This window comes from Marinomonas sp. IMCC 4694 (assembly GCF_008122525.1).
Lineage (GTDB): Bacteria > Pseudomonadota > Gammaproteobacteria > Pseudomonadales > Marinomonadaceae > Marinomonas.
This window is the reverse complement of sequence record NZ_VSRV01000001.1, coordinates 2,117,654-2,132,598: the sequence shown is the minus strand read 5'-3', so window position 1 is coordinate 2,132,598 and position 14,945 is coordinate 2,117,654. Positions and strand designations below refer to the sequence as shown.

General features: G+C 43.3%; 13 protein-coding genes and 1 pseudogene. 12 read left to right on the top strand and 2 right to left on the bottom strand.

Annotated features, from left to right (window positions below):
• Positions 1-37 precede the first annotated feature (37 nt).
• Entirely contained in the window at positions 38-712 is a 675-nt protein-coding gene (locus tag FXV75_RS09690; protein WP_148832924.1) for a DNA-3-methyladenine glycosylase I, read from the bottom strand.
• Between the two features lie 145 nt (positions 713-857).
• On the opposite strand from FXV75_RS09690, the gene FXV75_RS09685 reads away from it, so the two are divergent.
• From FXV75_RS09685 to FXV75_RS09665, 5 genes are all read left to right on the top strand, one after another.
• Complete coding sequence (locus FXV75_RS09685) at positions 858-1,583, top strand: pyridoxine 5'-phosphate synthase (RefSeq protein WP_148832922.1); 726 nt, start codon at positions 858-860, stop codon at positions 1,581-1,583.
• Positions 1,584-1,586: 3 nt separating this feature from the next.
• Complete coding sequence (locus tag FXV75_RS09680; protein ID WP_148832920.1) at positions 1,587-2,186, top strand: tRNA-uridine aminocarboxypropyltransferase; 600 nt, start codon at positions 1,587-1,589, stop codon at positions 2,184-2,186.
• Between the two features lie 37 nt (positions 2,187-2,223).
• Positions 2,224-2,517: a DUF1244 domain-containing protein gene (locus tag FXV75_RS09675; protein WP_222863118.1), complete on the top strand. Its 294-nt coding sequence runs from the start codon at positions 2,224-2,226 to the stop codon at positions 2,515-2,517.
• A 79-nt stretch (positions 2,518-2,596) separates the two neighbouring features.
• Positions 2,597-3,214: a transglutaminase-like cysteine peptidase gene (locus tag FXV75_RS09670; protein WP_148835325.1), complete on the top strand. Its 618-nt coding sequence runs from the start codon at positions 2,597-2,599 to the stop codon at positions 3,212-3,214.
• A 10-nt stretch (positions 3,215-3,224) separates the two neighbouring features.
• Complete coding sequence (locus FXV75_RS09665) at positions 3,225-5,174, top strand: EAL domain-containing protein (protein ID WP_148832916.1); 1,950 nt, start codon at positions 3,225-3,227, stop codon at positions 5,172-5,174.
• 44 nt (positions 5,175-5,218) lie between these two features.
• Here the strand turns inward: FXV75_RS09665 and FXV75_RS09660 are convergent, their stop codons facing one another.
• Entirely contained in the window at positions 5,219-5,593 is a 375-nt protein-coding gene (locus FXV75_RS09660) for a hypothetical protein (protein ID WP_148832914.1), read from the bottom strand.
• A gap of 270 nt (positions 5,594-5,863) precedes the next feature.
• Here FXV75_RS09660 and FXV75_RS16710 point away from each other — a divergent pair.
• The 7 genes and pseudogenes from FXV75_RS16710 (at position 5,864) to FXV75_RS09625 (ending at position 14,940) form a co-directional block, all read left to right on the top strand.
• A pseudogene (locus tag FXV75_RS16710) lies at positions 5,864-8,024 on the top strand (type I secretion system permease/ATPase).
• A 2-nt stretch (positions 8,025-8,026) separates the two neighbouring features.
• A complete protein-coding gene (locus tag FXV75_RS09650; protein ID WP_148835323.1) occupies positions 8,027-9,358 on the top strand; it encodes an HlyD family type I secretion periplasmic adaptor subunit in 1,332 nt (443 codons plus the stop codon).
• A 105-nt stretch (positions 9,359-9,463) separates the two neighbouring features.
• Positions 9,464-10,090 (top strand): response regulator transcription factor, encoded by a 627-nt coding sequence (locus tag FXV75_RS09645; protein ID WP_148832913.1) that lies wholly within the window; start codon positions 9,464-9,466, stop codon positions 10,088-10,090.
• A gap of 210 nt (positions 10,091-10,300) precedes the next feature.
• Positions 10,301-10,906, top strand: a complete 606-nt coding sequence (locus FXV75_RS09640; protein ID WP_148832911.1) for an ANTAR domain-containing response regulator — start codon at positions 10,301-10,303, stop codon at positions 10,904-10,906.
• The gene (locus tag FXV75_RS09635) at positions 10,903-12,093 is read left to right on the top strand and encodes a CmpA/NrtA family ABC transporter substrate-binding protein (RefSeq protein WP_148832910.1); all 1,191 of its coding nucleotides are present in this window, start codon (positions 10,903-10,905) and stop codon (positions 12,091-12,093) included. Before FXV75_RS09640 ends, FXV75_RS09635 begins: the two co-directional genes overlap by 4 nt.
• A gap of 375 nt (positions 12,094-12,468) precedes the next feature.
• Entirely contained in the window at positions 12,469-13,878 is a 1,410-nt protein-coding gene (locus FXV75_RS09630; protein ID WP_148832908.1) for a CmpA/NrtA family ABC transporter substrate-binding protein, read from the top strand.
• Between the two features lie 90 nt (positions 13,879-13,968).
• Entirely contained in the window at positions 13,969-14,940 is a 972-nt protein-coding gene (locus tag FXV75_RS09625) for an ABC transporter permease (RefSeq protein WP_148832907.1), read from the top strand.
• Positions 14,941-14,945: the final 5 nt, after the last annotated feature.

Genomic DNA, 14,945 nt, shown 5'->3' with positions numbered 1-14,945 from the left:
AATAATGTGTATGGTTTAAAGTCTAAATGAGTGAGTGTTAATTTACACTCAACGCAATGCATTGACTTATTTCGGTGTAAGAGCGGCCACTTTCTTTGTGCCAATGATTAAACGCATTTTGTGCAGCTTTCCATGCAGTCTGAGTGTCGCGCCCAGTTGTAATAATCTCGTGATGGCGCAAATAGCCTTCAACGTCTTTTGTGAGCATGAAGGTATCTTTCCCCATTGCCCGAAGTGTGTAGGGGCCGGTGTTTCCACCAAGGCGTGCGCCATGTTTTTTTAAATACGCCCATAGCCCAATAATGTCTTCGTTAGGCCATTGCGCTACAAAGTTGGCAAATGAACCATGACTGGTTTGGCATTCATTGATCATTAACGCATTCTCTCGAATGGTCATGACTTTACCAAAATTGCGTATAATGCGCGTGTCTTTGGCTTTTTCTTGCCACATTTCATCGTGAATAAGAAGCATTTTTTCGACATCAAAAGCAAAGAAAACGGTCTCAAAATCAGGCCATTTATTGCGCACTACCTGCCAATTAATACCGGACTGAAATATTTTTTGTGAAAAAGCCGAGAGCCATCGGTCGTCACTGTGTTGACGAAGTTCTAATGAGCTGAAGGGTCTGTCAAGCAAGGTATTGAGGCGAGTGTTTCCACCATGGCGACGTGCTGCGCGATCAAAAATGGACTGGAAGAGTTCGTATTTCATTGTGGACTCCTATTTGTGGTGCGCATTTTATCATAAGCCGCCATTTATTGGGTTGTCTAAGTGAAGAAGTTGTTGGGTATTTTAATGCTTGTGGTTGGGTGTTTATCTTATAATGTCAATAAATGACCCTGTCGAGAGATGTTAGATGACACACTTAAGCGTTAATTTGAACAAAATTGGTCTACTTCGAAATTCACGGGGACGGGACTACCCCAATTTGATTCACATGGCGGAGCGGACTTTAGGGTTGGGCGCGTTTGGCATTACTATTCATCCAAGACCAGATCAACGTCATGCTACGTATCAAGATGCGCATGATTTAAAAGCCTTGTTAAAACGTTTTCCTGGGGCAGAATTAAATATCGAAGGATTCCCCGATGCGCAGTTTTTAGAGGTGGTTTTGGAAGTAGAGCCAGATCAGTGCACGCTCGTCCCCGACGACCCGAATCAATTGACTTCCGATCACGGTTGGAACCTCGCACGCGATCAAGATGCGTTACGTCCGGTTATCGCTCAATTAAAAGCGAAAGGCATTCGTGTTGTTTTGTTTATGGACCCCGATGCAGACAGTATGGCTATGGCGAAAGAGGTGGGGGCGGATCGTGTGGAACTTTATACAGAGGGATACGCCAATGCCTTCGGTCAGGAAAATTTTAATGATACGCTTAGACAGTATCAGCACGCCGCTCAAGCCGCTTTAGATGCAGGGCTTACCGTAAACGCCGGTCATGATTTGGATTTAAACAATGTTCAAGCACTGTGTGAACAGGGTAGAATCGCTGAAGTTTCCATTGGCCATGCGTTAACGACTGAGGCATTGGATATGGGTTGGGATAACGTGGTTAAAGCGTATCTGGAAAGATTAAATTGAAGAATGAGTGACGATAAACGAGTACGTTGCGATGGCTGTTGTTTTCTTCAAGGGCAGTGTGTGTGTCGTTGGATTCCCTCCGTCACAACCCGTATGTCGATCCTTGTTTTACAAGATCCAAAAGAAGCGCAACACGCCAAGAATACCGTTGCACTCTTAACCCTTTGTTTGCCATCGGTTGAGCGTGTTGTTTTAACGTCTGTCGGTGCATTGAGTGATGCGTTAAAAGAAAAAGATCCTCAAAAATGGCGGCTGGTTTTTCCCTCTGATCGAGCCGTTGCATTAGAGTCTATGGAGTCCAGCAGGTTGTCAGAGATTGAAGGGCTAATTTTTGTTGATGCGACGTGGCGCAAGGCCAAAAAACTGTATTTCAGTGAGCGCTTGTTGCAAGTCTATGACGCAGTGTGTTTTTCTTCTGCGCCAATGAGCATGTATACGATTCGCAAATCTCCGAGTGCAGAATTTTTGTCTACACTCGAAGCGTGTGCTTACGCCATTGAGCAGGTATCAGGGGAAAATATGGCGCCGTTAAGAGCATTCATGTCATCAGCCCAAGAGTGGCAGTGGAGAAAGCAACCCTCTGACCATCGCTGTAGTAAATAAGGGTTAACCTTTCAACTTTATAAGTTAGAGTCCTATGATGAGCAATCAAACTGAAATTGAAGCGGCCGTATTGCGTCGGCTGTTAAAGCACTTAGATGATAATAAGTCGGTACAAAATATAGATCTTATGAATTTGGCGGGTTTTTGCCGGAATTGTCTAAGTAAATGGTATATGGCGGAGGCCGAGCAACGTGGGGTTAAGCTCGACTACGATGAGGCTCGTGAGTTCGTTTATGGCGAGCCTTATGATACTTGGAAAGCTAAATATCAACCAAACGCCACCCCTGAACAGCTTGCGGCTTTTAACGCTAAGCCACTGTCTGATAAGTGACATTTCAGTGAGAAAACGAGTTGATTCGTTTTATGCTCTACTAAAGCGCGCCAAACGTTTGGTTTGTGTGCTTATTATTATGTGCTTGACCTCACATATCTTATTGTATGCTGATGTCTCGGATAAATATAAAAAATTAGCCAAACAAGCTGTACCTTTGTATGGTGCAAGTGCAGAAAAGCGAATATTGGCATGGCGGCAATTAGTGGATGATTCGAAGGCCTTGCCAATTGTTGAGCAACTTACTCAAGTAAATACTTTCTTTAATCAAATGGATTTTGTAGACGATATGAAGTTATGGGGAAAAGAAGATTATTGGGCGACTCCCATTGAGTTTTTAGGGATGCAGGCAGGGGATTGTGAAGATTTTACGATTGCCAAATACTTTACACTCAGAGAACTGGGTGTTCCCGACGAAAAATTGCGCCTTGTTTACGTTAAAGCGTTAAAGCTCAACCAGCATCACATGGTACTGGCGTATTATCATAATCCAACATCCATCCCAGTTTTGCTCGATAACCTTGATAGAGAATTAAAACCTGCGTCAAAGCGCAACGACCTCCTGCCTATATATTCGTTCAATGCAGACAGCTTGTGGCTTTCTAAAGAAAAAGGGCGGGGGGTGTTAGTCGGTGGCTCATCAAGATTGAGCTTGTGGACAGATCTAAATAATCGCTTTGATACAATGACAAATTAGGAGAACTTGGATGACACTGTTTCGCCAATTAATGATGACGATTATTGCCATATTCTCAATAATGCTCGCTGTTGTGATGGGGATCAATTTTAATACCACCAAAGGGTATTTGGTGGGGCAATTGGAATCGACGACGCAAGATTCGGCCACTTCGCTAAGCATGTCTGTGTCTGATTTTATGGCAATTGAAGATTATGCTTCGGTTGAGAGTAGTATTAATGCTGTGTTTGATAGCGGCTATTTCTCTGAAGTGCGCATACACATTTACGCCGATGATCAAAATATTACTCGGTCTAATGAGACGAAAATCGATGGTGTACCGTCATGGTTCATCCAGTTGATTGATTTTAAAGTGCCAGTGGCAAGGGCTATTATTTCCAATGGTTGGAATGAATTGGGTCAGGTGTATATTACCGGCAGTGCGGGTTATGGTTACAATCAGCTTTGGCTTGCCTCAAGAGACTTGTTGCTGTCTTTTTTTATCATTGGATCGATAACCCTTATTTTAGGTAGCGTGGCCTTACGTTATTTGTTTCGCCCCTTAGCGGAATTAGAAAAGCAAGCCGAAGCAATCCAGCAGCGTCGTTTTATTAAAATGCTAAACGTTCCTAAAACGCGAGAGTTAAAGTCAGTGGTTTTGTCTATGAATCGAATGGCTGATAAATTAGAAAAAGAATTTGCTTCAGAAGTAGAGACAGCACATTGGTTACAAGCCAAAGCATTTAAAGACCCCGTAAGTGGTTTGGGCAATCGTAATTTCTTTGAAAGCCAAATGAAGTCACATTTTGCGGAAAGAGAGCGCGGAACGGATGGCCTTGCCCTAATCAGTTTGGTTGATTTAGGTAAACTTAACAATGAGCGAGGGTATGAATCAGCGGACTTGTTTGTATTGTCTTCAGCGGAGATCTTAGCGAGAAAAGTCATGACGCTATCGTCTTCGGCGACCTTGGCACGTTTATCTGGTGCCGATTTTGTTTTGTTAATTCCGAATTTTGATCATAATCAACTTAAGCGAGCTGTTGATGAGATCATAATCGATTTGATGGAGTTGAATAACGCTGGCATTAGCTATTCAAGCTCGGTGGCGAATATCGGTGCGGCAACCATAGACGGTTCGGTGGATCGCCCAAGCGCAATGACGCAAGCGGATGCGGCGCTACGTGAAGCCAAGCGGTTAGGGGAAAATACAAGTAAAGTGTTTGATCTTAATATCGACAATACGGTGGCTTTAACTAAGGCGCAATGGAAAGAGATATTAGAGCTCGCCATCAAAAACCGTGCTTTTAAATTGAAAAAACAACCCGTGGCAACTTTAGAGGCCCCTTCGAGTTTGCTTCATGAAGAAGTGTTTATGGGGCTAGAGCATTACGGTAAGGAGTATCATGCCGGTTTCTTTATTGGTTTGTCAGAGCAATTTGATCTGGGTAAGCAAATCGATCAGGTAATTATTGGACGGGTTATTGAATACATCAGAGTGAAACAGCCGGCGATCCCCTTGACGGTAAATTTATCCCTGTCTTCATATGCTAAGCCCGATTTTATTCGTTGGCTAGAGAAGACGCTAAGTCAACTTAGTCCACTATTAAAAAGCAAAATCATGTTTGAAATCTCAGAACAAGGTATTTTGTCTGAAGAGGCGCAGGCGATCAGTTTGGCGAAAATGTTAAAAACACAGCGAGTCGTATTTGGTATCGATAACGTAGGCAAACAATTTTCTGCTTTTCAATATTTACAGACCCTGATGCCTGACTATGTGAAAGTGGATTCTTCTTACACGCGAATGGCGGCAGGCAAAGAATCTGAGTCTTTCTTTATGCACACGCTTTGTAAAATGTTTGGCAGTTTAAATATTGACGTGATTGCTACCGGCGTAGAAAGTGAAAAACAATTGACGGCGTTAAAGCGTTTTGATGTCACCGGTACACAAGGTTTCTTTGTTGGTCGCTCGCAAGATATGTAATGGTATTACTACTTATCTTGACTGTTTTTAATGGTCATTCTTTCTCAAATAAGAGGGTCTTCATCCAAGCCTTCAATGAATCGATCGTTATTAGTCATTAGACTGTCATCGTGGCCATTGTGAACACCGCGAACCCATTTTCGGCCCAGTAACTTTTTTTGTGCCGCCAGCGGCAGTTCGGTAAACTGTATAAGTCGTTTTTCGGTGAGTAAGTCGACAAGGTCTTCTAACACCCTCATCATGTCACTGTCTGAATTGTCCAGAATGTCTTGAGTGCTGGTGCCTGCTGTGGTGAACTTTTTGGCTAAGATATTGGCGACTTCTGGGTCATTTGGTGCAACCAATAGGTTATATTCATCAGAGTGTGTGGTGGAGACATCGATAACGACACCTTGAATGTTTGTTTTTGCGTACAGCATGGTGCTTTCCTTCTTATGTCTGAATGTACCGTAAGATGATTTGTTCGCTTCCCATCTTAACAAATAACCACTATTCTAGATAATAATACTCAAGTTGTTGATTTACAAAAACAGATTTTTGGAAGTTTTAGGAGAATATAGAGTATGTCTGACTCTGATCGCTCAGAACAGAGCTCTTCATCGCCTTTAGATAATGATGCAAAGAGCGAACATGATATCGCGAATGAATCAGGCGAAGGATCGAGTTCACGGATTGAAGAAGAGGTTGAGATGAGTGGCCGTCAATGGAATATTAAAGGCGCTTCTTTAGAATACCCAAACCCGTTACTAGATTGCTTGGTGTTGCTAAGTAAGTATTTTTATAATCCCCATACAGCAGACGGTATTTCAGCCGGCTTGCCCATTACCGATAACGCAATGTCGCCTGAGCTATTTAAGCGTGCGGCACAGCGTATTGGCATCAATGCGCGATTTGTAAAACGTTCATTAGTTAAAATTCCCAATATGGTGATGCCTGTTGTGTTGCTGCTTAACGATCAACAGGCCTGTGTTTTACTTGAGTTTGACAAAGCGAAAGGCAAAGCAAAAATATTGCGTCCCGAATCAGGTGAAGGTGAGATAGAGGTAACCACGGGGGATTTAATTGATTCTTTTACCGGCTACTGCTTCTTTGTGCGCCCCCTCTATAAGTTTGATAAACGATCTGAGAAAAAAAACGAAAACGAAGGCAAAAAAGGGCATTGGTTTTGGGGGACTATCTCGCGTTCATGGCGCATTTATCGCGATGTGTTTATTGCCTCTTTGTTGATCAATATCTTCGCGGTAGCTAGTCCTCTTTTTGTGATGAATGTGTATGATCGTGTTGTACCAAACAACGCATTTGATACCTTGTGGGTACTGGCAATTGGAGCGGGTGTTGTTTATCTGTTTGATTTCTTATTGCGCACGTTAAGAGCCTATTTTATTGATATAGCAGGGAAAAAAATCAGATATTTTGATCTCTGCCGCTATTTTTTCTCGTGTGAATAACATCACAATGGCGTCACGTCCTAAGTCGGTTGGTGCGTTTGCTAAAAATCTACAAGAGTTTGAGAGTATTCGGGATTTCATCACGTCTGCCTCAGTCACCACTTTGGTTGATATACCTTTTATGTTCCTCATTATTGGTGTGATTTGGCTAATTGGTGGGCCTGTTGGTTATATACCCTTGGTAACTGTTGCATTAATTCTACTTTACAGTCTCATTATTCAGATTCCGCTTAAGCGTTCTATTGAGGAAGGGCAGAAAACGGCTTCTCAGAAAAATGCCGTATTGATTGAAAGTCTGTATAACGCCGAAAGTGTTAAGTTAAATAACGCTGAAGGTGTTATGCAAAAACAGTGGGAAAGTGCGGTAGGTAATATCGCTGATTGGGGGGTGAAAACACGTCAGCTGTCACAGTCGTCCTCTTCGTTTGCGATGGTGGCTCAGCAACTTACTACGGTGATTATTGTTATTGTGGGGGTGTATCAGATCGCCGAAGGCAGCATGAGTATGGGGGCCTTAGTTGCGTCTGTGATGTTAACCGGTAGAGCGCTAGGCCCAATGGCACAAGTCGCGAGTTTAGCCACGCGTTATAACCAAGCCAAGTCAGCGTTTAGCTCTTTAAATGAGATCATGTCGTCACCCGTTGAGCATCCTGAGGATGTGAAATTTGTGCATCGTTCTGGTTTTAAAGGGGAGTTTCAGTTTGAAGCGGTGAACTTCTCCTATCCTGATCAAGAACAAACTGCCATCAGTGCTATCAATATTAATATCAAGAAGGGTGAGAAAGTCGCCATTATTGGGCGTATTGGATCCGGTAAGTCGACACTCGGTAAATTGATGACAGGACTGTATACACCTGATAGTGGTGCCGTTCGCGTTGATGGTGTTGACCTTCGTCAGGTTAACCCTGCGGATCTGCGTCGTAATATAGGCTCTGTGTCACAAGATGTGAATTTGTTTTATGGGTCGATTAAAGACAATATCGTAATGGGTGTACCCTACATGGAAGATGACGCGATTATTCGTGCAGCTGAATTGTCGGGTGTATCAGAGTTTGCAAATCGTAAGCCAAATGGGCTAGACAGCAGCGTGGGAGAGCGGGGAGCCTTGTTGTCAGGTGGTCAACGCCAAAGTATTGCGATTGCACGTGCCTTGCTATTTGATCCGCCTATTTTGATCTTAGACGAACCTACCGCCTCAATGGACAATACAACCGAGTCTCGTATGAAGAGAAGGCTCATGGCGGGCATAAAAGATAAGACGCTTATTTTAATTACTCATAAAGCGTCTATGTTAGATATGGTAGATCGTATTATTGTTATGGACAACGGACGACTAATCGCCGATGGTCCAAAAGAGCAGGTGCATGAAGCGCTTCGTCAAGGCAAGTTAAAGGTCAGTTAATGATGAGTGATAATAAATCGATTTCACAGCACGATCTTGAATATCTTACTGACCGCAACGCGGCCTTAATGCTAAAGACTCCTCGTGGTGGGCGAATCATTTTATGGGTAATCTTTGTTTTTGTAGCAGCGGCATTGGTGTGGGCAAATTACACCTCCTTGGATGAAGTGACGGTTGGCGAAGGTAAGGTAATACCTTCGAGTCAAGTGCAGCAAATCCAAAACCTTGAGGGGGGGATTTTAAAAGAAATTAACGTTCAAGTGGGTCAGGTGGTAGACAATCGCCAAATCTTGATGACGATTGAAAACACAGAAGCCTTATCGTCTCTGAGGGAGCAGCAAGCCGAATCGATTAATTTACAAGTAAGAGCAACACGTTTACAGGCTGAGTCCTACGGGATTGAACCTGATTTTAGTGAGGAGTTTAAAAAAGATTACCCCCTCGTCGTAAAAAGAGAGCTGGATTTGTATAACAGCCGGCGAGAGTCTTTGCGTACAAACCAAGTGGGTTTTGAGCAGCAAATTGTACAGAAAAGACAAGAAATCATCGAGCTTGAGGCAAAACTGGATAATCTAAAACAAAGTTATGGATTCTCAAAAGAAGAGCTGGATTTAACACGTCCAGCTTATAAGCAAGGGGCCGTTTCACGGGTTGAGTTGTTACAGCTTGAGCGTCAAGTTAATCAGCTACAAGGAGAGTTAGAGGCAACTCAGCTTGCTATTCCACGTGCGCAATCCTCTTTAAAGGAAGCGCAAAGTAAACTGCAAGAAAGTGATGCGACGTTCCGATCAGAAGCCCAAGAGGACCTGACTGGCGTACGCAGCAAACTGGATCAGTTACGTGAAACCAATGTATCGCTTGAAGACAAGGTATCCAGAACGCAAGTTCGATCGCCAGTGAAAGGAATTGTAAAACAAATTCAATTAAATACCGTTGGAGGCGTTATCAAGCCTGGTATGAATTTGATGGAAATCGTTCCCATTGAAGACTCTCTGCTTATTGAAGCCAAAGTTCGCCCTGAAAACATTGGTTTTATCCAGCCCAAATTCAGTGCTGTAGTTAAATTGTCGGCATATGATTTTGCTGTTTTCGGGGGGTTGCATGGGGTGGTTGAAAATATCAGTGCAGACACCATTTTGGATGAAGAGGGGAAAAGCTTTTACCTTGTTCGAGTCCGTACTGACAAAAATTATTTAGGTACCGATCAGTCCCCATTACCTATTATTCCTGGCATGCAGGCTACGGTAGACATATTGACAGGGAAGAAAACATTGCTTGATTACCTCCTAAAACCTATTTTAAAAGCAAAACAAAATGCACTTCGTGAACGTTAATTACAAAAATAATGCTTAGAACAGAGCTTGATAACAAATGTTAACAATTGAGTGTTGTTTGCTGTTTAGAATGTCAGCAAGGTATTTGCTAGGACGAAACTTATTTTGAAAATTTTGTGTTGGAATACAGATGACGCCGTATGGAAGCATTGGAATCAGGTTATCAATGTCTCCGCTTCCATGGTGCGAACCGAATCGTTTGAAGCGGCTTATGATGTGCTTAGCGCCTCAGGGGGCGCGCTTTCATACTGCTTTATTTATTTAGGTGATAGTGCCTTTTCACAACAAGTGGAAGGCGTTGTGCGCTTGTGTTCTGATTTTCCTACTCAAAAGATCATCGTTTTTCCTAACCAGGCAAGTCAAGCGGCGGCTGCGCGTTTATTCTCTGCTGGAGTCAATGGTCAATGTGCCCCTTATATTGGTAAAGATCAGCTTGAATTGGTGTTGTCTGTGATCGATGCAGGGGAAATATGGGGTGGAAAAGCTTTTATACAGCAGCTTATTATGCAGTCGCCTTCAATATCGGCTTCTTCTGTGCTGTCAGATAAGTTGGCAGATTTATCAGAACGTGAGCATAAGGTAGCGGAAGGTATTTCGAGAGGTTTGTCTAATAAGGAAATTGCTCTAGAGATGAGTATCACCGAGCGTACAATAAAAGCTCACTTGACCTCTATTTTTAAAAAGACAGGCACGAAAGACCGGTTGTCTTTAGCTTTGCTGGTTAAGGGGTGATTTTTTGCTTTTAGTTGGTGCATATTTTTAATACTTCGCACCGTTATTTTTTTTTTCTGTATTTTTTGTATTCAATATTTTGCTCAAATCATTCTTAAAGGCCCAAAATGGGCCTTTTTTGTCTTTATTCTTCGAAAAAAAACCAACCTTACTGGCGTAATATTTGCTTCTTAATTGAGCGTAAACTTACGATTTTAAAGAGAATGCACCATGCCAGCGCTCCCTGAAACAGAATTAACCGTGATGCTTGTCGATAATGAACCCGCAAGAGCGGCGATTGTTGAGCAAGCCATGACGGACAGTGGCTATCGTGTCATTAGGCGCCTTGAAAATGCCAAAAATTTAACAGAGGCCGTCAATAAATATCAGCCTGATATGGTGATTATTGATATTGAGTCGCCAGATCGAGATATGTTGGAAAATATGTCCAGACTCACTAAAGATAATCCTCGCCCCATCGTTATGTTTGCTCAAGAAGATGACTCGAAACATGTCGAAGCCGCCATTCGTGCCGGTGTGAGTGCTTATGTTGTTGACGGAGTTAACAGTGGAAGTGTCAAGGCGCTGTTGCAAGTCGCCATTGCTCGATTCAGAGAATTTCAAGCGTTAAGGTCTGAATTGGAAAGTGTAAAAAGTCAATTAGAAGACCGTAAGCTCATAGACAAAGCAAAAGGGTTGATCATGAAACACCAAAAATGCGATGAACCAGCCGCCTACCAAGCGCTGAGAAAATTAGCGATGGATCGTAGTCAGCGTATGACTGAGGTGGCGCGAAACATCATTTCCGTAATGGCTTTAATGGGGGATTCGAAATGAGCCAAATATCAAATCCTCCTATTTTGCATGCCGTAGAGCCTGTTCGCATTGGGTTTATTCCACTGATTGATTGTGCGCCTTTCGTCATTGCTTACGAAAAGGGTTTCTTTGCCGATGAAGGTGTCGATGTTGTCTTGTCGAAAGAGGCTTCTTGGGCCAGCATTCGCGACAAAGTGGCCTTTAATTTACTCGACGGTGCTCATATGTTGGCCTCAATGCCTATTGCGGCAACATTAGGGGTGGGTACGCTTAAAGCGGCCATGCAAACCAGCTTTACGGTCAGTCATAATGGTAATGGGATAACAGTGAGTAACGCCTTATACGATCAGCTTCGGCTGGTCGCCAGTAATGCAGAGGACATTCGTAACGGAATGGCCTTGAAACAATGTATTGAAGAGCGTGGCGATGATAAACCGCCGTTACGTTTTGCCATGGTATACCCGTATTCGTCTCACAATTACCAATTAAGGGATTGGCTTAGCCAAGCAGGCATAGACCCAGATAAAGACGTTCAAATTGTCGTCGTGCCACCAGTAAAAATGATAGACAGTTTAAAAAGCGGCGACATTGATGGCTATTGCGTTGGAGAGCCCTGGAACAGTCTTGCGGTGGAGCAAGGTGTCGGTCACATGTTGGTGACAGGTTACGACATTTGGGGCAGCACACCCGAGAAAGTTTTCGGTGTGAATTCTTTATGGGCTGAGCAAAAACCAGACGTACATCTAGCCATGATTCGAGCCTTGGAAAAAGCGTGCCGATGGGTAGATGACCCCATTAATCGAACAGATTTATTGAACCTGTTAAGTCAGTCAGAGTATTTGAACTGCACGGTTGAGCAGTTGATTTATGGTTTTGGTTCTATAAAACCTAAAAGCCAGTTTGACTGGCCGTTGCAAGCGTATCAACGTTTTTCTGGCGAGGGTGTGAATAAGCCGCTGCCCAGTTATGCACTATGGATTATGGCGCAAATGCACCGTTGGCATCAATTATCATCTGTCGCTTCTCTTAATGAAACCGCTGAGCAGGTGTATCGACAAGATTTGTACATTAAGGCATTAGGTTTAAGCGACACCCTTGATCGTTCTTGGCATTTAGCACCAGATGAAGCTTTGGTTTGGCTGGGGTCTGTCGCATCAGGAAAGATACGATTACATGAAGAGGGTATCCATAAAGGGTTTCGGCGGTAGCGTGTCCTTTATGGTGCGTTGTGCGTGATGGTTGGGCGCAGTAAAACCTAAACAGGGATGGAATTTATAGTGAGCGGTGACTAAAAAACACATCCATAAATTAAAAATCAACAAAATCATTAACTTAAGATAGTTGGCGCGTTTTATGCTAATTATTTAGTAAATCGTTATCGGGACAAACACGATTTAACGATAAAAAATGAACGCTTTATTTTAGCAACACCAGCAACGATGGCTGGTGATTGTTCACATTATTAAAGTCCAATGTAGGGCTTTTCTTGAATGGCAAAGGTGCCTGTAAACACATTATATGTGATTTGCACGCGCCTTTTTTTTGTTTTTGATTTTTACTCACTCTCAAAGCGGAGCACTACGATGAATGTAAGACTTTTAAAGACGGTTACCCCGTTATCAACGTTGGCAAAAACAACTCGACGTGTGACCTTTGGCCTTGTTCTTGGGTCAGCTTTGTTGTCATTAACAGCGCAAGCAGAACTGGGTTACGCGGAAAAAGAAGAGCTTAAATTTGGCTTTATAAAGTTAACCGATATGGCGCCTTTGGCCATCGCTTATGAAAAGGGTTACTTCGAAGATGAAGGTTTGTACGTCACGTTAGAAGCACAAGCGAACTGGAAAGTGCTATTAGACCGAGTAATAGATGGTCAATTAGATGGCGCTCACATGCTGGCAGGTCAACCACTGGGCGCAACCATTGGCTATGGTACTAAAGCCCACATAGTGACTGCGTTTAGCATGGATTTAAATGGTAACGGTATTACGGTTTCGAACGATGTTTGGGCTGAGATGAAGAAGAATATTCCAAACGACGCCGATGGAAAACCGGTTCACCCAATCAGTGCAAGTGCCCTTAAGCCAGTGATTGATGGTTATAAGGCTCAGGGTAAGCCTTTTAAAATGGGCATGGTATTTCCAGTATCAACGCACAACTATGAATTGCGTTACTGGCTAGCCGCTGGCGGCATTCATCCAGGATATTATGCACCAGCGCGTGGCGATACAAGTGGCCAAATTAACGCGGATGCCTTGTTGTCGGTGACGCCACCGCCACAAATGCCAGCCACCATGGAGGCCGGCACCATTTCTGGCTATTGCGTGGGTGAACCATGGAATCAGCAAGCCGTATTCAAGGGTATTGGTGTGCCCGTTATTACGGATTATGAAATTTGGAAAAATAACCCTGAAAAAGTATTCGGTGTGAGCAACGAGTGGGCTGAGCAAAATCCAAACACTCATATCCGTGTGGTAAAAGCCATGATTCGTGCGGCGAAATGGTTGGATGATAACAACAATGGTAATCGTCCAGAAGCCGTTGAGATCCTTTCACGTAGTCAATATGTTGGCGCTGATTACGATGTCATTGCAAACAGCATGACGGGCACCTTTGAGTACGAAAAAGGCGATAAGCGTGAGATTCCTGATTTTAATGTGTTCTTTCGCCATCACGCGACTTACCCCTACTACAGCGACGCGATTTGGTATTTAACGCAAATGCGCCGTTGGGGTCAAATTGCTGAGCCTAAATCAGATGAGTGGTTTATGAATATCGCCAAAGACGTTTATCGTCCAGATATATACGCACAGGCGGCTCGAGCGTTAATAGAAGATGGGATTATGAAAGCGACTGAATTTCCTGACTTCAAAACAGAAGATGGTTTTAAAGCACCACAAAGTGACTTCATAGACGGTGTTTTGTACGACGGTAAATACCCTAATGATTACTTGAAGCGTTTTGATATTGGCTTGAAAAACGACGATCAAATCTAACTCAATCTCGTAATAGCCGCCGCCTTGTGTGGCGGCTTTATGAGATGGCTTAGTGTGTGCAATAGCCCGAGTAAAACAAAGTGAGAATACATGATGATAAGCAACCTAACTATGGCGTCGCTAAAAGACAAGCTCAGTGAGCTGTCCTTTAAAGGTATGTTACTGCCTATTTTTGGCATTTTAGTCTTCATCTCGTTATGGCAGATGGGGGCCAGCCGAGTTCATACCTCGTTAGGAGAGTTTCCTGGCCCCGTCGTAGTTTATGAACAATGGAACAGTTTGGTTGCAGAGCATCAGCGTGAGCGACTAAAAGAAGATAAATTTTATGTGCGTCAAGAAGAGCGTATTGCTGAGCGTCAAGCGAAAGACCCTAATTACGAAGGAACATTAAGAGACTACACAGGAAAACCGACATTTTTTGATCAGATTTTTACCAGCCTTTATACCGTACTGGCTGGCTTTGGTTTGGCCAGCTTTATTGCCATTCCATTGGGCATTCTAATCGGTCTAAATCGTTCTGTTTACAGTGCTTTAAATCCTGTCATTCAGATCTTTAAACCGGTTTCACCTTTGGCGTGGTTACCTTTGGTCACTATGGTAGTCAGCGCGAGTTACGTATCGGATGATCCGATGTTTTCGAAATCATTTTTAACTTCAATGTTTACAGTAACGTTATGTTGCATGTGGCCAACGTTAATTAATACCGCGGTTGGTGTTGCTGCTGTGGAAAAAGACTTGCTCAATGTTTCTAAAGTGCTTCAGCTTGGATGGGTGACTCATGTGATGAAGATCGTGATTCCTTCAGCGATTCCCTTGATGTTTACCGGGTTGCGCTTATCACTGGGTATTGCTTGGATGGTATTAATAGCGGCCGAAATGTTGGCGCAAAACCCTGGGTTAGGAAAGTTCGTTTGGGATGAGTTTCAAAACGGCAGTTCAAACTCGTTGGGGCGGATCATGGTAGCGGTATTGATGATTGGCTTTATCGGTTACTTATTAGACCGAGTCATGCTGACCATACAGCGCATTGTCTCTTGGGACAAAACACAAATATTACGCTAAGACGG